Genomic DNA, 21762 nt, shown 5'->3' with positions numbered 1-21762 from the left:
CTGGCTACGAGGTGAGCGGGCATTCTACTCGCTGTGCAGGCTGGCATAAATCGACTCTGCGAGCTTTTTGCTGATTCCGGGTGCCTTGGCGATTTCTTCGATGCTGGCGCGGGACAATTCCTGCAGCCCCCCGAAGTGCTTGAGCAAGTCACGACGCCGCGTTGGCCCCACGCCCGCGACACCTTCAAGGGTTGAAGTGCGCCGGGTCTTGCCACGGCGCGCGCGGTGGCCAGTGATTGCGAAGCGGTGAGCCTCATCACGGATCTGCTGGATCAGGTGCAATGCAGGCGAATCGCCCTTCAGCGTGAACTCGTGGGCGACATCATTCAGGTACAGGGTTTCGAAACCGGCCTTGCGGGTCGTGCCTTTCGCGACACCCAGCAGGATGAGATCCGGCACGGCGAGCTCATTGAGCACATCGCGGGCCATGTTCAGCTGGCCTTTCCCGCCGTCCACCAGAAGAATATCCGGAAGCTTACCGGCACCGTCGTTGATCTTGCTGAAGCGGCGGGTCAACGCCTGGTGCATGGCGGCATAGTCGTCACCGGCGGTCACGCCTTCAATGTTGTAACGACGGTAATCGGATTTGATCGGACCTTCAGGGCCGAACACCACACACGACGCGACAGTCGCTTCGCCGCTGGAATGGCTGATGTCGTAGCACTCGAGCCGTTGCGGCGGTTCGTCCAGTTTGAGCACGTGCGCCAGCGCCTCGAAGCGTGCGGCCACGTGCTGGCGATTCGCCAATCTTGCCGCCAAGGCTTGCTCGGCGTTGGTCACGGCCAACTGCTGCCAGCGCGCCCGCGTGCCGCGCACCCGGTGGCTGATCGTGATTTCCTTGCCGCGAGAGGCGTCAATGGCTTCGATCAACGCCGGAAAATCTTCGTTGACAACGTTCACGATCACTTCACTCGGCAATTCGCGTTCACCACCGCCGAGGAAATACTGGGCCAGGAAGGCCGACATGACCTCCCCAACCTCCTCCTCGATCCCGACTTGCGGAAAGAAATTCTTGCTGCCCAGCACACGACCGGACCGCACGCTGATCAAATGCACGCAAGCGCCGCCGGGGTTGACGAAAGCGGCCACGACATCGACGTCGCCACTGCCGCCTTCCATGCTCTGCTGGTCCTGAACCCGGCGCAGCAGGCCGATCTGGTCGCGCAACTCGGCAGCCTGCTCGAAATTGAGCGACATCGCCGCCTTTTCCATCAGCATGTTCAGCTCATCAGTCAACGCATTGCTGCGCCCTTCCAGGAACATCACCGAGTGGCGAACGTCTTCGGCGTACACCTCGGGCTCGACTAAATTCACGCACGGGGCCTTGCAGCGCTTGATCTGGTATTGCAGGCACGGACGAGTGCGGTTTTTGTAAAAGCTGTCTTCGCACTGACGCACATGAAAGGTCTTTTGCAGAATGCTGAGGCTTTCACGAATCGCCCCGGCGCTCGGATAAGGCCCGAAGTATCGGCCTTTCGCCTTTTTTGCCCCGCGATGAATGCTCAACCGCGGAAACTCACCGTCGGACAGGTGCACGTAGGGATAGGACTTATCGTCCCGCAGCAGAATATTGTAGGGCGGCCGCGATTCCTTGATGAGCGTCTGCTCGAGCAGCAGGGCCTCGGTTTCATTGGCGGTGATAGTGGTTTCGACTTGAGCGATACGCCCTACCAGCGCGCTGGTTTTCGGCGCATGGCCGGTTTTGCGGAAATAGCTGGCGAGGCGCTTTTTCAGGTTTTTGGCTTTGCCCACATAGAGCAGCCGCCCGTCGATATCGAACATGCGATAGACACCGGGACGGCCACTGCAGGTGGCAAGAAACGCGCTTGGATCGAACGATTGAGTCATTTCAGGCGCTGGCATCGACCATGCCGTGGCGAACGGCCAGCAAAGCCAGTTCGACGTCGCTGCCAATCGAAAGCTTCTCGAAGATGCGATAACGGTAGGTATTGACGGTTTTGGGCGACAGACAGAGCTTGTCGGAAATGGTCTGCACCTTCTGACATCCGACGATCATCAACGCGATCTGGATTTCCCGTTCGGACAGCAGATCGAATGGCGACTGGCTGGTCTGTGGTTGGAACGACTTCAGCGCCAATTGCTGAGCAATCTGCGGGCTGATGTAGCGCTGCCCGGCGAACACCAGACGGATCGCCTGGACCATTTCGGTCAGCCCCGCGCCTTTGGTCATATAACCCGCCGCACCCGCTTGCAACAGACGGGTTGGAAACGGATCTTCTTCACAGACCGTCACCGCGACGACCTTGATGTCAGGGTGACTGCGCAACAGTTTACGCGTGGCTTCCAGACCGCCGATGCCCGGCATCTTGACGTCCATCAGCACCACGTCGGGCTTGAGTTCCCGGGCCTTTTTCAACGACTCTTCGCCGGAGTCAGCCTGGCCGACCACTTGCAGACCGTCGATGTCGGCGAGCATGCGTGTGATACCTGTCCGAACCAGATCATGGTCATCGACAACCAGCACCCTAATCAAGCAGACACCTCACAAAACGATTCATGGCGAAGGTTCGCCACTTTAACAAAAAAGAAAGCCCGGGACCTAGGGTGAGCAGCGCTCGACCGGTCATGACGAGGATCCGATAAATAGACCGACACGCTATCATCATCGGCGCTGGAACTGGCATAAAAATCTTGGAACGCACATTCACGCGTGCGAAGAGGAGTCAATCTTCCTGCGAAGCGGATCTCTTTTCAACGGCATAGCCGGTCTTGTACTCAGCCAGCGCGGTGGTCATGCGCAGGATGGCGTCCTGGTCTTCCTTGATCAGCGTCCTGTAGCTGCCCAACACCCACTCCTCGACCTGACTGAGGTTTTCAATAGGCGCAGGGGTGTGCGATCCGGTCAGCACATACAACACATCAACACCTTTGGCGGCCACTGCTGCCAGATAATCGGCTTTCGGCGTGCGGTCACCGTTTTCGTACTTTCCTTGCGCATTGGGCTCGACGCCACCAATTTCACCGAACGCTCGCTGCGACAGCCCCAAGCGCTCGCGTTCTTCCCTAAGCCGGGCACCAATTCCACTCATTTGAATGCGTAACCTTGTTGACCCCATCCTTACGAATGGTAGAATCCAGATAATTTGTACAAACTTGAACGGTTTTGAACTATGCCCGGGATACGCACCGCAGCACAAGCCAAGGCCTGGCTTGAAGAACAAGGGAAATCCGTTCAAGAGTTTGCCAGGGAAAACAGCGTCGACCCGGCCACGACGTATCAGGTGTTGTCCGGGCGAAAAAAAGGCCGACGCGGAGAATCCCATAAAGTTGCCGTACTACTGGGCATGAAAGTTGGCGTGATTCCGGCCTCCGCCAACCCGCCCACGAGTTCGGAAGGTGCCACCCAGATTGTGCTGCCTTCAGACCCCGAGGCTTGATCGACCTCCAACGCACTGTCAGAGCGTCAGCACGCGCTCCATCCAGAACAGGGCCGGCTCTTCGCCGACATGCCGGTAACCGAGTCGGAGATACAGCCCCATTGCCGGATTACGCTTGAATACCTTCAGGCGAACACTGCGACAGCCTCGCTCCCTTGCCTGTTTTTCGACCCACGTGATGACCCATTCACCTACGCCGTCACTCCGATAGGCTTCGATCAGCTGGATGTCACGTAAATAAAGGTAGTCGCTTCCCCGGGTCAGCCCAAGGAACCCAATCGTCTTACCGGCCTGTTCCACCACGTAGCTGTCGCGCACCTGCCATTCCGCGTCGAACGCTGCCGGCTGCCACGTCAGGTCGTACTGTCTGTAATAGCTCTGCATGTTGCTGCGCGTCAGTTCACGGGCGAAGGTAAGATGCTCGTCAGTGGCGACTCGCAGCTCAAGCTGCTTACTTGCAAGGCGCGCGACAATCGGCATCTACAGCGAAACCTTCTGCGCATGCGCTATCCAGCCTTTGCCGGCACGTTGCGCAATCAGCAAGCCTTCTTCCGCATCGGGCAGTTCGGCGACTCGTTCGCCGTCTTCATCCCAGAGCGCGCTACGGCCACCCGACATCCAGCCCCCTGTCATGCCTGCATGATTGGCGATCATCACCGCCACTCGGTGCCTTCGCGCGTGACCGCTGAGCAGATCCGCATCATGGGCGTAGCCACTTTCAGAAATGAGCACGCTGGCGGCGTACACCGTCGCGCCGGCATCTGCGGCCTTACGGGGGTGAATGGTCTGCGCGAAGTCGGCACAAATCGCCAAACCCAAGCGTTCATGGCCAAGATCGATCGGGGCACCGCCCGTTCCCGCGCCGAATACGGCTTCCTCACCGCTGTGCAAGTGCTCCTTCTCATACACCGTTATCTGCCCACTGCTGTGAAAAATCAGTGCGCCGATCAACACGTCGTCATTGATCGTCGAACGAATCGGTGCCCCCACAATGGTGGTGATCCCCAGTTCGCGGGCCTTATCGCGTAGCGGATTCAAACACGGATCTTGCACTGTGAGCGCCAGTCTTCGTGCCAAGGCAGGTTCGTAGCCGGTCAGCGACAGCTCAGGAAACATTAAAACATCCACGCCCTTCTCGGCCGCTTGCGCCATGAACGCGAGATGTCGCGCCATATTCGCGGCGATATCGCCTGCCACCGAGTGCGACTGAGCCGCGGCCAGCACGACGCTGCCAAGCGATTCGTTACTGTGCATCGCCGTTCCTCATGAGTATCCCCTCTCCAGCGAGAAAGTCGCCGCGGCATTCTACGTGATGCGCTGCATGCACTCGATAACGACCGTCGTCAAACGCCGTGTGAAATCGCCGGGATTGAAATTTCCAATTGAATAGTCGCGCAAGGCTGAAGTAAGCTCGGCGGCATTCCACGGAGACACATCATGTTGCCATCCATCACGACATCGCTTCAGTCCACTGCCGACGCTTCGCGTCTGGTGGCGAGCATGGCCGTGTGGGATGCACAGACGATCGCCTCTCCGGCTGCTTATTTTTATGGGTATTGGTTTAGCCACTGGCGCGCCTGATACCCACACGGCGCCCACGAATCACGGGACGCCCACCAGAGATAACTCTACCCCCGGTCGGCTTCCCGACCGGGGGTTTCGTTTTTTCAGGCCTGTGAAAACCGACTAACGCTTCGAATCGAGGAAAACGACATGAGCTACAGCACTTATTACTGCAACGACATCGACTTCGCCTGGCGATTTAGCAGCCTCCGTTCGGGACAGCCTGCCGCCTCCGATCGGTCACTGACAGGTGGCACAGCAACACCTCCGGCCAGTACGGCCCTTTGTCGAACACCCCAGTAGGTTCGCGCGGGAAGATGCCCGCCGACCAGGAAGCCTGAACCCATGAATTCGTCCGTCGCTGCTACCCACCTGTCCGACCTGCCGTCCAGTCCTCTGACCTTGATCGACAGCCACCCTGCCCCACAACGCCTGCCCAGCCCTCTCGCGCTGAAAAATCAGTTGCCGCTCAGCGCTGCACTCATTGGCCAAGTCGCTGCCCATCGTCAATCGGTCCGCGCCATCCTCAATGGCGAAGACAGCCGATTGCTGGTGGTGGTCGGTCCCTGCTCGATTCACGATCCGAAATCCGCACTGGAATACGCTGAGCGCCTCGCCAACCTGGCCACCGACGTCAGCGACCAGATGCTGCTGGTGATGCGCGCGTACGTGGAAAAACCCCGTACCACCGTAGGCTGGAAAGGCCTCGCCTACGATCCGCATCTGGATGGCAGCGATGACATGGCGGCGGGCCTGACACTGTCCCGTCAACTGATGCGCGAGATGATCGGCCTCGGCCTGCCGATTGCGACCGAGTTGCTGCAACCGATGGCGGCAGGGTATTTCGACGACCTGCTGAGCTGGGTGGCGATCGGCGCGCGCACCACGGAATCTCAGATTCATCGGGAAATGGCCAGTGGCCTTGAGATGCCGGTGGGCTTCAAGAACGGCACCGACGGCGGCATCGCTGTAGCCTGCGACGCGATTCGGTCGGCCGCCCATGCGCATCGCCACTTCGGCATCGATCGCCAGGGGCATCCTGCGATCATCGAAACCCAAGGCAACCCGGACACGCATATCGTGCTGCGCGGCGGCCATGCAGGGCCTAACTTCGATCAGGCAAGCGTGGCCACCGTCAACGCCAGTCTCGACAAAAACCGTATCGCTGCGCGGATCTTGGTCGATTGCAGCCACGCTAACAGTGGTAAAGACCCGCTGCGCCAGCCCCATGTTTTCAATGATGTGTTGCAACAGCGCCTGGCCGGCGACCGCAGCCTCATCGGCATGATGCTTGAGAGCCATCTGTTCGAAGGGTGTCAGCCGCTGAGCGACTCCCTGCGCTACGGTGTATCGGTCACGGACGGGTGCCTGGGCTGGGACGGCACCGAGGCGCTGGTGCGCAGCGCCGTGAATCAACTGCGCTACAGATAAACCGGATGTGGGAAGCCGACCCAAATGCTGAGGCCGGTTTCCCACTGACGTGTCATCGCGGACAGCACGCCGCTGTCGATCTCTTGATGGATCTCGTAGGACGTGCAGGTGAAACCCATCGGACCTGTCCTCGAAGTGTCCCGCCTACGCGGCACGCCCTTGCTATACGCGCCTCTTCGCTCATGCAGGATTTTCCGCCGCGCCGAACCCGCGCTGAATCCCGCAACTGGCATCGTTCACAGCCTCATTTGACTCGCTAACCTCGCTGGCCATCCACCAAGCGAGGGAGCGCACCCCATGAACGACACAGGCGTCACGACGAAATACCCCATTCTGCTGGTCCACGGGCTGTTCGGCTTTGACCGCATCGGCTCTTTTGACATGTTTCACGGCATCGTTCCAGCGTTGGAGCGTGCGGGTTGCCGGGTCCATGTCCCCGTGCTGTCCGGGGTGCATGACAACGAAACCCGGGGCGAACAGCTTCTTGATCAGATTGAACGCTTCATGAAACGTACGGGTTATCTAAAGGCCAACCTGATCGGACACAGTCAGGGCGCACTCACGGCCCGTTACGTGGCCGCGATCCGTCCCGACCGCGTAGCTTCGGTGACCTCAGTGAGCGGCCCGAATCACGGCTCCGAGGTCGCAGACCGAATCCGCCGCGCCTTCACGGCCGGTGCCATGCCAGAAAAGCAGGCGGCGCGACTGGTGGCAGGGTTCAGCCACTTTCTCTCGCTGCTCAGTGGCAATCCGGAATTACCGCAAGACCCGATTCGGGCGCTGGACGCCCTGACCACCGAGGGCGTGGCGCGGTTCAATGAACTGTACCCCCAAGGGCTGCCGAACGATTGGGGCGGTGAAGGCGCGGAACGCGTGAACGGCGTTCACTATTATTCGTGGAGCGGCTGCATTCAAGGGTCGCTACTGGACGAAGGTCAAAACGCGTTTGACCCACTACACTTGGCACTGCGCAGTCAGGCCTTGCTGTTCGAGCGGGAAGCCATGGAAAACGACGGCCTGGTCGGACGTTTCAGTTCGCACTTGGGTAAGGTCATTCGGTCCGACTACCCGCTCGATCACGTAGACACGATCAATCAGGCGGCAGGCTGGGTGCGTCGGGATATCGATCCAATACAGCTGTATGTCGATCATGCGCGCTTGTTGTTTTGCAAAGGCTTGTAGTTCCCGCGCCGACTCAGCCGCTCAGTCCGCGAGTCGGAACTTTCTCGGGAAAAGCGTTCCTTAATCCGGTAGGCTCTTTCTTTTTTTGACAGGAGTACTTGTAAATGGCTAAAGCCACAGCCCGCCACATCCTTGTTTCCAGCGAAGCTAAATGCAACGAACTCAAGGCGGAAATCGAAAACGGCGCTGACTTTGCCGAAGTCGCAAAAGCCAACTCCAGCTGCCCTTCCAGCCGCCAAGGCGGTGATTTGGGGTCTTTCGGTCCAGGCCAGATGGTCAAAGAATTCGACACCGTGGTGTTCAGCGCGCCCGTCAACGTCGTACAAGGCCCTGTGAAAACCCAGTTCGGTTACCACTTGCTGGAAGTCACCAGCCGTCAGGACTGATCTTGACCGTTGTGTGCTCAAACGGCCCGCCCTTAAAAGCGGGCCGTTTTCATGACACACCCTTCACTGACCTGAGGGGCCGGGTCCGGCAAAGAAATTGCTTTGTTTTGTCCGATTCGCTGCCCAGCGGGCACTTGAGCGCTTACGCCGCTACGCCGCATTGTAAAAAGGTCATCAACCACAGGAATCGTGCGGTTACAAAGATCACAGCGTTGCGGTACCTTGCCACCGGAGGTAACGAATAAATACCAAAGGACAGAGAAGACGTTCCCGTCCATGACCTTCAACCCTGACGTTGCCCATCAATGTCAGTCAGGATTCGTGTAATGCGTTTTGTTTTTTCATCGCTGATCGTTGCATCCATGGTCCTTGTCTCAGGTTTTCAGTCCCTGTCCGCCGCACCTCAATACGCCCTGACGGTTTACGGTGAAGCCCCCCGTTACCCTGCCGATTTCCAGCATTTCGACTATGTAAACCCGGATGCCCCAAAAGGCGGCAGCATGCGCCGGTCCGCGCAGGAAATCGGTCAATACGACCACATCATGCCGTACCTGGACAAAGGCACCGGCGTGTCTCAGGTCAATGGTTTGCTCTACTCGCCACTGGCTGTCAGGTCGCTGGACGAGCCCTACACGGTCTACGGCCTGATCGCGGAAAAAATGGAGCGAGCGGCGGATGGTATGTCGCTGCGCTTTTTCCTTGATCCGAAAGCGCGCTTTTCCGACGGCACGGCCATCACGGCCGATGACGTGCGCTTCACCTACAACCTGCTGATGACCCAGGGCAGCTTGTCCTACCGCACTGAGTTCGCTGACGTAAAAGACGTGGAAGTGGAATCGCCCAGCCAGATTCGCTTTGACTTCAAAAGCAACGAAAGTCGCACGCTGCCGCTGGACCTGGCCTCACTGCCGGTGTTTCCCGAGCATTACTGGAAAGACAGGGACTTCAGCAACGGCGGCGGGTTCGAGGCGCCGGTTGGCAGTGGCCCCTATCGCATCGGCAAAGTCGATCCGGGTCGCAGCATTGTCTTCGAGCGCAATCCGGACTGGTGGGCCAAGGATTTACCGGTGAACCGAGGCATGTACAACTTCGATCACTTCAGCGTCGAGTATTTCGGCGACATTGACGTCGCCCGGCAGGTCTTGCGCGGCGGCGGTTACGACTACAACCGGGAATACTCCGCCACGGGCTACTCCATCCTTTATGACAGTCCTGCCTTGACCGAAGGGCGCCTTCAGCGTGCGCACCTTGCCAGGGGCGCCGTGCAGAGTTCTCAGGGCTTCGTGTTCAATCTGGACCGGCCGAAATTCCAGGATCGCCGCGTTCGCCAGGCGCTGGCGATGCTGTGGGATTTCGAATGGACCAATAAGCAGATGATGCGCAATGTCTACGTTCGTCAGAACAGCTATTTCTCCAACAGTGACCTGGCCGCGACCCAGTTACCGACCGAGTCGGAGCTGAAGATTCTCGAACCGTTGCGCGGTCAGGTACCGCCGGAAGTGTTCACCACGGTGTTTCAGACCCCTAAGACCGATGGCAGCGGGTTCATTCGCGACAAACAATTGCAAGCCCTTGGCTTGCTCGAAGAAGCGGGCTGGATGCCCAAGGGCGACAAACTCGTCAACGCCGCCGGTGAGCCGCTGAGCTTCACCTTCCTCAACGGCCAAAGCGGTTTCGAGAAAATCCTTCTGCCGTACAAGCGCAATCTGGCGCAGATTGGCGTCGACTTCGAGATTCGCCGCATCGATTCCGCGCAGTACCTGAACCGGGTCATGGCGCGCGACTACGACATGATCGTGACCGGTTATGGCGTCTCGACCTCTCCTGGCCTGGAGCTCTACAACAACTTTGGCTCCAGCGTCGCCCGGGATGCCGGCTCCAGCAACTACATGGTGTTGCGCGATCCAGCCGTGGACACGTTGATCAACGGCCTGGCCAAAGCAGACACCAAACCGGCGATGATCGACTACGCCCATGCGCTGGACCGTGTGCTGCAATGGGGCTTTTACTGGATACCCAACTATTATCCGCCGGGCTCCTCCACCGTGTGGTGGAACCGTTTTGGCATTCCCAAGGTGCAGGCGAGTAACAGCGAGGCTATCGAGACCTGGTGGGAAATCAGCCCGCAGGCCCTGAACAATGAGCAATTCGCCCGGCAACGGGGCGCCTCGGCCATTCCTTCGGAGGTGAAGTAATGCTCGGCTATCTGACCCGGCGTCTGCTGTTGATCCTGCCGACACTGCTGTGCATCTTGCTGGTGAATTTCTTTATCGTGCAGGCCGCGCCCGGCGGCCCGGTGGAACAAGCCATCGCCAAGCTGCAGGGCGTCGCGGGCGGCACCATCGGCGCGGGGCATACCGAAACCATGAACGTCGGCCAGTCACGGGCGAGTCGCGGTCTGGACCCCAAGCTGATCAAGGAAATCGAACACCAGTACGGCTTCGACAAGCCGCTGCATGAGCGTTTGTGGCTGATGTTGTCGAACTATGCGCGCCTGGACTTCGGTAACAGTTTCTTTCGCGGCGCCAAGGTCACCGACCTGATCCTGCAAAAAATGCCAGTCTCCATCTCACTCGGCCTGTGGGCCACGCTGATCACCTACCTAGTGTCGATCCCGTTGGGCATTCGCAAAGCGGTCAAACACGGCAGCCATTTCGACATCTGGAGCAGCACGGCGATCATCGTCGGCTACGCGATGCCTGCGTTTCTGTTCGCCATGCTGTTGGTGGTGCTGTTTGCCGGAGGCACCTACCTGAACTGGTTCCCGATTCGCGGCCTGGTCTCGGAAAACTTCGATCAGATGACCACGCTAGGCAAAATCGCCGACTATTTCTGGCACTTGGTGCTACCTGTCGCATCGCTGGTGATCGGCGGCTTTGCGACGCTGACTATTCTCACCAAGAACTCGTTTCTCAACGAGGTCACTCGTCAATACGTGGTGACGGCTCGCGCCAAAGGGCTGAGCGAGCGCCGCGTGCTGTACGGGCATGTGTTTCGCAACGCCATGTTGCTGGTGGTGGCTGGTATTCCCCAGGCGTTCATCAGCGTGTTCTTCGCCGGTTCGCTGATGATCGAGGTGATTTTCTCACTCGACGGCCTCGGGCGCATGAGTTACGAGGCGGCCGTGTCGCGGGATTACCCGGTGGTCTTTGGTTCGCTGTTCATCTTTACCCTGTTCGGGCTGCTGATCAAATTGGTCGGGGATATCTGCTACACCCTGGTGGACCCGCGAATCGACTTCAGTGCGAGGAACGCCTGATGCGCAGACTGTCTCCGGTGGCTCGTCGACGTTTCGAGCGTTTTCGTAACAACCGCCGCGGCTGGTGGTCCCTGTGGCTGTTTTGTGGACTGTTCGTCCTCAGTTTGTGCGGTGAATTGATCGCCAACGACAAACCCTTGGTGCTCAGTTATCAACACGCGTTGTACTTCCCTGCCTTCAAACGCTACACCGAGCAAGAGTTCGGCGGTCAACTGCCCTTCCAGCCGGACTACCGCAGCGACTACGTGCGCCAGCTCATCAGCAAGGGTGATGGCTGGATGCTGTTTCCGCCCATTCCCTTCAGCGACGACACGCCCAACTACGACCTGAACAAACCGGCGCCCAGCCCGCCCTCGGCCACCAATTGGCTGGGCACGGACGATCAGGCGCGGGACGTGCTGGCTCGGGTAATCTTCGGCGCGCGGGTGTCGATTCTGTTTGCCCTGGTCTTGACCGTCATCAGCGCGCTGATCGGCATCGCCGCCGGTGCACTCCAAGGCTATTACGGCGGCTGGGTGGACCTGATCGGGCAGCGTTTGCTGGAAGTGTGGTCGGGGCTGCCGGTGTTGTACCTGCTGATCATTCTCTCGGGTTTCGTTGAGCCGAACTTCTGGTGGCTGCTGGGCATCATGGCGTTGTTTTCCTGGCTGGCGCTGGTGGACGTGGTGCGCGCCGAATTCCTCCGCGGGCGCAATCTGGAGTACGTCAAAGCGGCCCGTGCCTTGGGACTGGATGACCGCAAAGTGATCCTGCGCCACATCTTGCCCAACGCGATGAACGCGACCCTGAGTTACCTGCCATTCATTCTGACGGGAGCGATTTCGACCCTCACGGCCCTGGATTTCCTGGGGTTTGGCATGCCCGCGGGCAGCGCTTCGCTGGGTGAGCTGATCGGTCAGGGCAAGCAAAACCTGCAAGCCCCGTGGCTTGGCTTCACGGCTTTTTTTACGCTGGCACTTATTCTCTCGTTGCTGGTGTTCATTGGCGAGGCGTTGCGTGACGCCTTCGACCCGAGGTCCTGACGTGTCTGAACATCTGATTGAAATCCGCGACTTGTCGGTGTCGTTCGGCGGCACCACCGTGGTCAAGCACCTGAGTCTCGACATCCCGGCCGGGGAATGCCTGGCCTTGGTCGGCGAATCCGGTTCGGGCAAATCGGTGACGGCGCACTCGATCCTGCAACTGTTGCCGCAGGCGGGCACGGTCAGCACGGGCAGCATCCGCTATCGCGGGCAAGAGCTGCTGGGCGCCGACGGCAAGACCCTGCGGCAAATCCGCGGCAATCAGATTGCCATGATCTTTCAGGAGCCGATGACCTCGCTAAACCCGCTGCATACAGTGTCGAGGCAAATTGGCGAAACGCTGTTGCTGCACAAAGGCCTGAGTGGCAAGGCGGCGCAGGCGCGGATTCTCGAATTGCTGGAACTGGTGGGCATTCAGCACCCGAAAAAACGCCTGAAAGCCTACCCCCACGAATTGTCGGGGGGACAACGCCAGCGGGTGATGATCGCCATGGCCCTGGCGTGTGAGCCGGAACTGTTGATTGCCGACGAACCCACAACGGCCCTTGACGTCACGGTGCAGCGCAAGATTCTGCTGCTGCTCAAGCAACTGCAGCAGCGTCTCAACATGTCGCTGCTATTGATCAGCCACGACTTGAATCTGGTGCACAGCATTGCCCAGAAGGTGTGCGTGATGCGCGCCGGCGAGATCGTCGAGCAATCCAATTGCCATACCTTGTTCAAGCACCCGCAACACCCTTACAGCCGACTGTTACTGGACGCCGAGCCTGCGGGCGAACCCCTGCCCCGCGACACCCGCGAAAAAGTTCTTGAGGTCGAGAACCTGCGGGTCTGGTTCTCGCTGGGTAGCGGGATATTCAACCGTCATCACGAATACCTCAAAGCGGTCGATGACATCAGCTTGAGCATCGAGCGCGGCAAGACGCTGGGGATCGTTGGTGAATCCGGTTCAGGGAAATCGACACTTGGTCAGGCCATTCTGCGCTTGCTGGAATCCCGTGGCAGTATCCGCTTCAAGGGTCACGCGCTGGACGGTCTGAATCAGAAGCAGATGCGGCCGTGGCGCAAGCAGATGCAAGTGGTGTTTCAGGACCCTTACGGCAGCCTTAGCCCACGCATGTCGGTGGCGCAGATCATCAGCGAGGGGCTGGAAGTGCACAGCGAACTGGACAAGGTGCGCTGCGATGCCGAAGTGATTCGCGCGTTGGAGGAAGTCGGCATCGATCCGCTGAGCCGACATCGCTACCCCCACGAGTTTTCCGGCGGGCAACGGCAACGTATCGCCATCGCCCGTGCCCTTGTGCTCAAACCTGCCTTGATTTTGCTCGATGAACCGACGTCGGCGCTGGACCGTACCGTGCAGAAACAGGTGGTGGCGTTGTTGCGCCAGCTCCAGGAGAAACACGGATTGACCTACCTGTTCATCAGTCACGACCTGGCGGTGGTCAGGGCCCTGGCCCATGACCTGATCGTGGTCAAGGACGGCCAGGTGGTCGAGCGTGGCGCCAGCCACGACGTCTTCGACGCACCGCAACACCCTTACACCCGGGAGCTGCTGGCGGCGGCGCATCCGGGTTACAACTGATGCGCACCAGCAGTCTGAGCGGCCAGATGCCGGGAACGGATACGACGGAACAACGCATGAAAGACAGCGAATCCCTCAAGGATTACCGACGCGTTCGGCGTCTGGCGATCCGCTCGTTGTTTGAAATCATCGAGCAGTCCAGTGAAGGGACTGTGATTGTCGATAAGGACGCGCGGATTGTCTGGATCAATGAACGCTATGCTCGTCGCTTCGGCCTGGAAGATGCCAGCCGGGCCGTGGGCCAGCCGTGCGAGAAGGTGATTCCGGGCAGTTTGCTGCGTCAGGTGGCAAGCAACGGCCAGCCGATTCTGCTGGACATGATGGACACCGCCAAAGACCCGCTGGTGGTGATGCGCCTGCCGATCCACGACGATGCAGGGGGCGTGATCGGCGCCATCGGCTTCGCCCTGTTCGATGAGCTGCAGGCCCTTTCCCCGCTGCTCAAACGTTACCAGAGCATGCAGCAGGAACTGGCTTCGACCCGTTCGCTGTTGCGCGCGCGACAGGCCAAGTACAGCTTTGCCCAGTTCATCGGCACCAGCCCGGCCAGCCTGGAAGTCAAACGCCGCGCGCGACGCAGCGCGAGTACCGAGTCTCCGGTCTTGCTGATGGGCGAAACCGGCACCGGCAAAGAACTGCTGGCCCATGCCATTCACAACACCTCACCCCGCGCCCACAAGCCTTTTGTCAGCGTCAACAGCGCCGCCATTCCTGAAGCGTTACTGGAAGCGGAATTCTTCGGCACGGCGCCGGGGGCTTTCACCGGCGCGGACCGGCGCGGGCGACAGGGCAAACTGCACCTGGCCGAGGGCGGTACGCTGTTCCTCGACGAGATCGGTGACATGCCCCTGCCGTTGCAGAGCAAACTGCTGCGCGTATTACAGGAGAAGGAGTACGAACCCGTCGGCTCCAACGAGCTGATCAAAAGTGACATCCGCTTGATAGCGGCCACCTCCATCGACCTTGAGGCGGCGATCAAGCGTGGAGCGTTCCGTGCCGACCTGTATTACCGCCTGAGCGTGCTGCCGATCGCGGTTCCGCCGCTGCGCGAGCGTCTGGATGACCTGCCTGCGCTGAGCGAAGCGATTCTGGAGTCGCTGCACAGCCAGCATGAGCTGGAACCGGGGGCGATGGCGATGCTGGGTCAACACGCCTGGCCAGGGAATATCCGCGAATTGCGCAACGTGCTGGAACGGGCGGCGCTGCTCAGCGACGACGCACAGCTGACGGCAAAGGATATCCGGGTGGCGATCGGGACACTGGTGCCCTATTCGGGCGCTAGTTCACAACGACGAGCGGAACCGGCCGTCAATGAAACCTACAATGACGCGCGGCTACGCTTCGACCGGGAACTGATCCAGGCCAAATTGGCGCAGTGCCGAGGGAATGTGATTCTGGCGGCGCGAGAGTTGGGGCTGGGGCGTTCAACCCTGTACAAGAAGATGGCGGCGCTAGGGATTGCAGAGTCTCAATAACGAGACTCAGGTCCCGAAACAGAGACGCATCCAGGTTCAGGGTTTGCACAGTGCCGTGTCGGAAACCTTGGTCGAGAAAGTCTCCAAAAAGAGACGTCGCAACCTCTGCATTCTGCCGTTCAGAAATTAATCCATATAAATCATTCAGTTAGACACATGGCACGATTGTCGCTAAGTCTCCTGTCGAGCGGCTCGACCGCATCGATAACAAAAACAACAGGAGACACTCGATGAGTGTGATCATCGCCTTGGCAGCCCTCGCGCTGTTAATGCTCGCTGCATACCGTGGCTACAGCGTCATTCTTTTTGCCCCTATCGCCGCCCTCGGTGCCGTCTTGCTGACCGATCCGTCCGCCGTGGCGCCCGCATTTACCGGGGTGTTCATGGACAAGATGGTGGGGTTCGTCAAACTTTACTTTCCGGTGTTTCTACTCGGCGCCGTGTTCGGCAAGTTGATCGAGCTGTCCGGCTTTTCCCGCTCCATCGTCGCGGCGGCCATCAGGCTGCTGGGGACGCGACAAGCGATGCTGGTGATCGTGCTGGTCTGCGCGCTGCTGACTTACGGCGGCGTTTCGCTGTTCGTGGTGGTGTTCGCGGTGTACCCGTTCGCCGCCGAGATGTTCCGCCAGAGCAACATCCCGAAACGCCTGATCCCGGCCACCATTGCCTTGGGGGCATTCTCGTTCACCATGGACGCCCTGCCCGGCACCCCGCAGATTCAGAACATCATCCCCTCGACATTCTTCAACACCACCGCCTGGGCGGCGCCATGGCTGGGGCTGATCGGCACGGTGTTCGTGTTTTGCGCGGGCATGCTGTTCTTGCAGCGCCAGCGCAACAAGGCGCAACGGGCGGGTGAAGGCTATGGCACCGAACTGCGCAACGAGCCGGAAACGCCGGCTGACATCCAATTGCCTAACCCCTGGATCGCCCTGGCGCCGCTGTTGTTGGTCGGGATCATGAACCTGCTGTTCACCCAGTGGATTCCACAGTGGTACGGCAAGACCCACACCCTCGCGCTGCCAGGCATGGCGACGCCGGTGCAGACCGACATCGCCAAGATCACCGCCATTTGGGCGGTGGAAGCCGCGCTGCTGGTGGGCATCGTATTCGTGTTGCTGTTTGCGTTCAAAACCGTGAAAGTGAAACTCGCGGAAGGCACCAAGGGCGCGGTCAGCGGTGCGTTGTTGGCGGCGATGAACACCGCTTCGGAATATGGCTTCGGTGCGGTGATCGCTTCCCTGCCGGGGTTTCTGGTGTTGGCGGACGGGCTCAAGTCGATTCCCAATCCGCTGGTCAACGAGGCGATCACCGTTACCCTGTTGGCGGGCATCACCGGGTCGGCATCGGGCGGGATGAGCATTGCGCTGGCAGCGATGTCTGACAGCTTCATCGCTGCCGCTCATGCCGCCAACATTCCCCTGGAAGTGCTGCATCGGGTCGCGGCAATGGCCAGCGGCGGCATGGACACCCTGCCCCACAACGGCGCCGTGATCACGTTACTGGCAGTCACCGGCCTGACCCACCGCGAAGCGTACAAAGACATTTTCAGCATCACGATCATCAAGACCCTCGCGGTGTTCGTGGTCATCGCGACGTTCTATGCAACCGGCATCGTATGAGGAATCCAACATGAGTCTGCAAGGCAAAACCGCATTGGTCACCGGCTCCACCAGCGGCATCGGCCTCGGCATCGCCCTGACCCTGGCGAAAGCGGGCGCCAATCTGGTGCTGAACGGCTTCGGTGACGCCTCGGCCGTAATCGAGCAGGTCAAACAGTTCGGCGGCAAGGTCGGCCATCATCCGGCGGACGTCAGCGACGTGGGGCAGATCACCGACATGATTGCCTACGCCGAGCGTCAGTTTGGCGGCGTGGACATTCTGGTGAACAACGCCGGGATTCAGCACGTCGATGCGGTGGAAAATTTCCCGGTCGAGAGCTGGGACAAGATCATCGCAATTAACCTGTCATCGGTGTTCCACAGTACACGTCTGTGCCTGCCGGGCATGCGCGCCAAAGGCTGGGGGCGGATCGTCAACATCGCCTCGGTGCACGGTTTGGTGGGTTCGACTGGCAAAGCCGCGTACGTCGCCGCCAAGCACGGTGTGATCGGGCTGACAAAAGTGGTGGGCCTGGAAACCGCGACCACGAATGTGACGTGCAATGCCCTCTGTCCTGGCTGGGTGTTGACCCCCTTGGTGCAGAAGCAGATCGACGATCGTGGCGCCGAAACCGGTGACATCGAACAGGCCAAGCACGACCTGTTGGCGGAAAAGCAGCCGTCCCTGGAGTTCGTCACGCCCTCACAATTGGGCGAGTTGACGCTGTTTCTGTGCAGCGAAGCGGGTGCGCAGGTGCGTGGCGCGGCGTGGAATATCGATGGCGGCTGGTTGGCGCGCTGAAGGTTCCGCAAGTCCTGTAGGAGTGAGCTTGCTCGCGATCGCGTCGTGCCAGTTGATACAGCTGTGGCGGTTCGAACGCAATCGCGAGCAAGCTCACTCCTACAAGGTAATCATCATCCCAATGAGCCCGGCTCATCCCGCTCATCCACCAATCCCCAATCTTTCACGCTCACCTGCGCGGCTGGCTGCGGAGGGGGTGGCGGCGTGGAGATCGTGTTGGCGTCACCCTCGGCGTGCAGTTTCAGGCGCAGGCGTACGTTGTTGGTCGAGTCCGCATTCTTCAACGCTTCGTCTTCGCTGATCACGCCTTCCACGGCCAGGTCATACAGCGCGTTGTCGAACGTCTGCATGCCCAGGTTCACCGATTTCTCCATGATGCCTTTGAGCTCGGTCAGCTCGTTGCGGTGGATCAGGTCGCGAATGGTCGACGTCCCAAGCATCACCTCCACCGCCGCACGGCGTTTACCGTCCGTGGTCTTGACCAGTCGCTGCGAGACAAAGGCCTTGAGGTTGTTGCCCAAGTCATGCAGCAACTGCGGGCGGCGTTCTTCCGGGAAGAAATTGATGATGCGGTCTAGCGCCTGGTTGGCGTTGTTGGCGTGCAATGTGGAAATCGCCAGGTGCCCGGTGTCGGCGAAGGCCAGGGCGTGTTCCATGGTTTCCCGGTCGCGAATCTCGCCGATCAGAATCACATCCGGCGCCTGGCGCAAGGTGTTCTTCAACGCGGCATGAAAGCTGCGGGTATCAACCCCGACTTCCCGCTGGTTGATGATCGAGCGCTTGTGTTTGTGGATGAATTCCACCGGATCTTCGATGGTGATGATGTGCCCGCTGGCGTGGCGGTTGCGGTGATCGATCAGCGCCGCCAGCGAGGTGGACTTGCCCGAGCCGGTGGCCCCGACGAACAACACCAGCCCGTGCTTTTCCATGACCACGTCGAGCAGGATCGGCGGCAAGTGCAAGTCTTCGAACTTCGGGATGTCGAGCTTGATGTTGCGCGCCACGATGGACACTTCGTTGCGCTGCTTGAAGATGTTGATCCGGAACCGACCCACCCCGGACAGAGAGAACGCCAGGTTCATTTCCAGTTCACGCTCGAAATCCTGGCGCTGTTCGACGTCCATGATCCCGTCGGCAATCAGCGCGACGTCACCAGGCTTGAAGGCTTCAGTGCCCAAGGGCTTGAGGACGCCATTGAATTTCGCACAGGGCGGCGCCCCGGTAGACAGGTACAGATCCGATCCATCCTGGGTGGCCAACACCTTCAACAACGCCGGAAAATCCATAAATCGCACCGCACATAAAGGTTTAAGAAGACGGATGGGCCGCGCCCTGCCTGTAGCTGCGACCCTCGACCCATGGCAACGTTCGTCACAGCGTCGCGTTCGTCCGACCAAGGTGAAGGAAATTACCTGAATTCACATGACAAAGGCATAATGCGCGGCTTTTTATCGAGGGGTTCATTCAGCATGAAGGCGCAAGCCCGGCATATTCTGGTCAAAACCGCCGAAGAGGCCGAACAGCTCAAGCAGCGCATTGCCAAGGGTGAAGCCTTCGATGTGCTGGCCAAGAAATATTCCACCTGCCCCTCCGGCAAGCGCGGGGGTGATCTGGGCGAAGTTCGGCCCGGTCAGATGGTCGGCGCCATCGACCAGATCATCTTCAAAAAACCCCTGCGTACCGTGCACGGGCCGGTGAAGAGCAAATTCGGCTATCACCTGGTGCAGGTGTTTTATCGGGATTGAAATTACGTTCACGCCATGAATCTGCAGGAGTGAGCGTGCTCGCGATTGCACCATGGCAAATACCGCAGATATGTCTGGTCAAACGCTACCGCGGGCAAGCGCGCTCCTACTGGGAGTCCAGTACGTGATTCAGACCGGCATCACGCTCCGCGGGATGACCGCCCCCGGGTGCTGAATCACCAGCCCGGCCAAGCGATGCCCAGCATCGGCTGCTTCTTCCGGGCTGCCGCCGCGCAGGCGTTTGGCGAGGTACGCGGCGCTGAACGAATCCCCCGCTGCCGTGGTGTCGACAACCTTGCGCACCGGGTGTGCCGGCACGTCATACCGTCCCTCGCCTGCGCGCACCAGACAGCTTTGCGCGCCACGCTTGAGCACCACTTCGGCCACGCCCAGCCCGCGATAGGCGTCCATGATCTGCTCGCTGTCGCTGTAGCCGAACAGCGCCTGCTCGTCATCTTCAGTGAGCAGCGCCACGTCCACTTCGTGCATGACCGCCCGATAGGCTTGCTGCGCCTTATCGACGCTGCGCCACAGCCGCGGCCGATAATTGTTGTCGAACACCACCCGCGCGCCGCGATCACGGGCGTCGCCCAGGCTCGACAGCAAGCGTGCGCGCCCCACTTCCCCAAGCACCGCCAGCGTTATACCGCTCAGATACAGCACGTCGTAGTCCGGCAACGCCGCCAGAATCGGGTCAGCCGAGGGGGTGGTAAAGCATTCGCGCACGGCCGCCTCGTTGCGCCAGTAGAGGAAACGCCGCTCGCCGTTGGCATCGGTCTGGATGCAATACAGCCCCGGCAGCCGCCCCGGCAAACGCTGCACTCGGCTCAGACCGATGCCCTCGTCTGCCCAGATGTTGCACATGGCGTCGCTGAAGCTGTCGTCGCCCAGCGCCGTGACGTAATCCACTTGCGCAGACGCCCCCAACAGCCGTGACAGATAGACCGCCGTGTTCAGCGTGTCGCCGCCGAAACTTTGCTTGAGGGCGCCGTCGGCGTGCTGCTGCAACTCGATCATGCATTCGCCGATCAGGGCGACACGAGGGTGACTGTGACTGACCAGTTCGCTCATCACAGGCTCCCGTCAGAAAAAGGTTTCGAAGGTTTCGATGACACTCAGATCGTCACCCACCAGACAGCCCGTTCGCCACTTGTCGAAGGTCAGGCAAGGGTGCGAGGTGCCGAAGGAGATGATGTCGCCGATCTTCAGGTCGACGCCGGGCGCGACCGTCATGAACGCATGCTGGTCCATCACGGCGGTCACCTTGCACGCACTGACGTCATCGCCTTGTGCGGGCACGACACCCGCTTTGTAACGCTTGATCGGGTTCGGCATGCCGGCGTCGAACGCCACGTCACGCTTGCCCAGTGCGATCACGGCAAAGCCCGGTTCCGGCATCGACTGCACGTGGGCCCAGACTTCCATGGCCGGCTGCAGGCCTTCGCTCAGATCGTGGCGGCGGTCGAGTACGCAGCATTGCGCTTCTTTATAGATGCCGTGGTCATGCACCACGTAGCTGCCGGGGCGCAACACGGCGAGGAAGCGGTCGCGCACCTGCTGCTTGTCGAACTCTTCGGCGATCAGGTCGTACCAGGCCGAGCCAGACGCGGTAACGATCGGACGATCCAGCGCAAAGGCACCTTTGTCCTGCAAGTCCACGGTCAGGCGCACCAGTGACGCCGCGAACGCGCGAATACCGGCAACGGCCTGCTCGCCGTGAATCACCCCTTCGTAACCTTCGATACCGGTCAGTTTGAGGGCCGGCTGCGCAGCGATAGCCTCGGCCAGGGCCATGACCTCGGCTTCGCTGCGACACCCGCAGCGGCCGCCGACCACGCCGTATTCGATCATCACGTTGAGGTGCAGGCCCTTCGCGGCGAAGAATTCGCCCAAGGCCCGGACGTTGTCGGGGTGATCGACCATGCAATGGAAGTCGAACATCGAGTCACTGAGCATGTCGGCAATGATTGCCATGTTTGGCGCGCCCACCAGTTGGTTGGCCATCAGCACGCGGCGCACGCCATGGGCGTAAGCGGCACGGGTCTGAGTGGCGGTCGCCAGGGTCATGCCCCAGGCGCCGTGCTGCAACTGACGCTGGAACAGCGCAGGCACCATGCTGGTTTTGCCGTGAGGCGCGAGCTCGGCGCCGCTGTCCGTGACGAATTTCTGCATCCAGCGCAGGTTGTGTTCCAGGGCGTTGTCGTGGATGACCAGCGCAGGCAGGCTGACGTCACGTACCAGTTGCTCGCCCGGTTTGGCGGCGCCCTTTTCCACTGTGGCAGTGCTCATGTCTGTTCTCCGAAATGCTTATAG

Annotated in this window: 22 protein-coding genes; 13 read left to right on the top strand and 9 right to left on the bottom strand. The window is 60.0% G+C overall.

Annotated elements, in window-relative coordinates:
- Nucleotides 1–24: 24 nt before the first annotated feature.
- The 3 genes from uvrC to B3N48_RS16305 all read right to left on the bottom strand — a co-directional run bounded on the left by uvrC (nucleotide 25) and on the right by B3N48_RS16305 (nucleotide 3050).
- Nucleotides 25–1848, bottom strand: coding sequence for an excinuclease ABC subunit UvrC (gene uvrC / locus B3N48_RS16315; RefSeq protein ID WP_296186167.1), 1824 nt, complete (start codon nucleotides 1846–1848; stop codon nucleotides 25–27).
- Between the two features lies 1 nt (nucleotide 1849).
- Nucleotides 1850–2494, bottom strand: coding sequence for a response regulator transcription factor GacA (gene uvrY, locus B3N48_RS16310; protein WP_296185444.1), 645 nt, complete (start codon nucleotides 2492–2494; stop codon nucleotides 1850–1852).
- Nucleotides 2495–2684: 190 nt separating this feature from the next.
- Complete coding sequence (locus tag B3N48_RS16305) at nucleotides 2685–3050, bottom strand: helix-turn-helix domain-containing protein (RefSeq protein WP_296185443.1); 366 nt, start codon at nucleotides 3048–3050, stop codon at nucleotides 2685–2687.
- An 81-nt stretch (nucleotides 3051–3131) separates the two neighbouring features.
- Between B3N48_RS16305 and B3N48_RS16300 the strand changes: the two genes are divergently transcribed.
- Nucleotides 3132–3398: a DNA-binding protein gene (locus B3N48_RS16300; protein WP_296185441.1), complete on the top strand. Its 267-nt coding sequence runs from the start codon at nucleotides 3132–3134 to the stop codon at nucleotides 3396–3398.
- 18 nt (nucleotides 3399–3416) lie between these two features.
- On the opposite strand, the gene B3N48_RS16295 is transcribed toward B3N48_RS16300, so the two are convergent.
- Both B3N48_RS16295 and B3N48_RS16290 read right to left on the bottom strand, forming a co-directional pair.
- Nucleotides 3417–3878, bottom strand: coding sequence for a GNAT family N-acetyltransferase (locus B3N48_RS16295; RefSeq protein WP_296185439.1), 462 nt, complete (start codon nucleotides 3876–3878; stop codon nucleotides 3417–3419).
- Entirely contained in the window at nucleotides 3879–4652 is a 774-nt protein-coding gene (locus B3N48_RS16290; protein ID WP_296185437.1) for a carbon-nitrogen hydrolase family protein, read from the bottom strand. It abuts the gene before it with no gap.
- Between the two features lie 183 nt (nucleotides 4653–4835).
- On the opposite strand from B3N48_RS16290, the gene B3N48_RS16285 reads away from it, so the two are divergent.
- Nucleotides 4836–4979, top strand: a complete 144-nt coding sequence (locus tag B3N48_RS16285) for a hypothetical protein (RefSeq protein WP_296185436.1) — start codon at nucleotides 4836–4838, stop codon at nucleotides 4977–4979.
- 327 nt (nucleotides 4980–5306) lie between these two features.
- Nucleotides 5307–6392 (top strand): 3-deoxy-7-phosphoheptulonate synthase, encoded by a 1086-nt coding sequence (locus B3N48_RS16280; protein WP_296185435.1) that lies wholly within the window; start codon nucleotides 5307–5309, stop codon nucleotides 6390–6392.
- Here the strand turns inward: B3N48_RS16280 and B3N48_RS16275 are convergent.
- On the bottom strand, nucleotides 6383–6511 hold the full coding sequence (locus tag B3N48_RS16275) for a hypothetical protein (protein WP_296185433.1): 129 nt from the start codon (nucleotides 6509–6511) through the stop codon (nucleotides 6383–6385). The two genes, B3N48_RS16280 and B3N48_RS16275, sit on opposite strands and share 10 nt — an antisense overlap.
- 178 nt (nucleotides 6512–6689) lie before the next feature.
- Here B3N48_RS16275 and B3N48_RS16270 point away from each other — a divergent pair, with 178 nt between their 5' ends.
- From B3N48_RS16270 to B3N48_RS16230, 9 genes are all read left to right on the top strand, one after another.
- Entirely contained in the window at nucleotides 6690–7574 is an 885-nt protein-coding gene (locus B3N48_RS16270; RefSeq protein WP_296185432.1) for a triacylglycerol lipase, read from the top strand.
- A gap of 104 nt (nucleotides 7575–7678) precedes the next feature.
- A complete protein-coding gene (locus tag B3N48_RS16265; protein ID WP_166594734.1) occupies nucleotides 7679–7960 on the top strand; it encodes a peptidylprolyl isomerase in 282 nt (93 codons plus the stop codon).
- A gap of 326 nt (nucleotides 7961–8286) precedes the next feature.
- A complete protein-coding gene (locus B3N48_RS16260) occupies nucleotides 8287–10155 on the top strand; it encodes an extracellular solute-binding protein (RefSeq protein WP_296185429.1) in 1869 nt (622 codons plus the stop codon).
- Nucleotides 10155–11219 (top strand): microcin C ABC transporter permease YejB, encoded by a 1065-nt coding sequence (locus tag B3N48_RS16255; RefSeq protein ID WP_296185428.1) that lies wholly within the window; start codon nucleotides 10155–10157, stop codon nucleotides 11217–11219. Before B3N48_RS16260 ends, B3N48_RS16255 begins: the two co-directional genes overlap by 1 nt.
- A complete protein-coding gene (locus tag B3N48_RS16250; RefSeq protein ID WP_296185427.1) occupies nucleotides 11219–12241 on the top strand; it encodes an ABC transporter permease in 1023 nt (340 codons plus the stop codon). Before B3N48_RS16255 ends, B3N48_RS16250 begins: the two co-directional genes overlap by 1 nt.
- Nucleotide 12242: 1 nt before the next feature.
- Nucleotides 12243–13826, top strand: coding sequence for an ABC transporter ATP-binding protein (locus B3N48_RS16245; RefSeq protein ID WP_296185425.1), 1584 nt, complete (start codon nucleotides 12243–12245; stop codon nucleotides 13824–13826).
- A gap of 56 nt (nucleotides 13827–13882) precedes the next feature.
- Nucleotides 13883–15301, top strand: a complete 1419-nt coding sequence (locus B3N48_RS16240; protein ID WP_296185423.1) for a sigma-54 interaction domain-containing protein — start codon at nucleotides 13883–13885, stop codon at nucleotides 15299–15301.
- Nucleotides 15302–15531: 230 nt separating this feature from the next.
- Nucleotides 15532–16923: a GntP family permease gene (locus tag B3N48_RS16235; protein WP_296185421.1), complete on the top strand. Its 1392-nt coding sequence runs from the start codon at nucleotides 15532–15534 to the stop codon at nucleotides 16921–16923.
- A 10-nt stretch (nucleotides 16924–16933) separates the two neighbouring features.
- Nucleotides 16934–17704 carry a 3-hydroxybutyrate dehydrogenase gene (locus B3N48_RS16230; RefSeq protein ID WP_296185420.1) on the top strand — a complete coding sequence of 257 codons (771 nt, stop codon included), beginning with the start codon at nucleotides 16934–16936 and terminating at the stop codon, nucleotides 17702–17704.
- Between the two features lie 113 nt (nucleotides 17705–17817).
- On the opposite strand, the gene B3N48_RS16225 is transcribed toward B3N48_RS16230, so the two are convergent.
- A complete protein-coding gene (locus B3N48_RS16225; protein ID WP_296185419.1) occupies nucleotides 17818–18990 on the bottom strand; it encodes a PilT/PilU family type 4a pilus ATPase in 1173 nt (390 codons plus the stop codon).
- Nucleotides 18991–19173: 183 nt separating this feature from the next.
- Here B3N48_RS16225 and B3N48_RS16220 point away from each other — a divergent pair, with 183 nt between their 5' ends.
- On the top strand, nucleotides 19174–19449 hold the full coding sequence (locus B3N48_RS16220) for a peptidylprolyl isomerase (protein ID WP_081568400.1): 276 nt from the start codon (nucleotides 19174–19176) through the stop codon (nucleotides 19447–19449).
- A gap of 129 nt (nucleotides 19450–19578) precedes the next feature.
- Here the strand turns inward: B3N48_RS16220 and B3N48_RS16215 are convergent, their stop codons facing one another.
- Together B3N48_RS16215 and B3N48_RS16210 are read right to left on the bottom strand one after the other, a co-directional pair.
- Nucleotides 19579–20520, bottom strand: a complete 942-nt coding sequence (locus B3N48_RS16215) for a sugar kinase (RefSeq protein ID WP_296185414.1) — start codon at nucleotides 20518–20520, stop codon at nucleotides 19579–19581.
- Between the two features lie 12 nt (nucleotides 20521–20532).
- A complete protein-coding gene (locus B3N48_RS16210; protein ID WP_296185411.1) occupies nucleotides 20533–21738 on the bottom strand; it encodes an amino acid deaminase in 1206 nt (401 codons plus the stop codon).
- Between the last annotated feature and the right edge of the window lie 24 nt (nucleotides 21739–21762).

The sequence above is a fragment of the Pseudomonas sp. UBA1879 genome (assembly GCF_002338065.1).
Classification (GTDB): Bacteria; Pseudomonadota; Gammaproteobacteria; order Pseudomonadales; family Pseudomonadaceae; genus Aquipseudomonas.
Note: the sequence above shows the minus strand (reverse complement) of the source record. Positions and strands in the feature narration are given on the sequence as shown.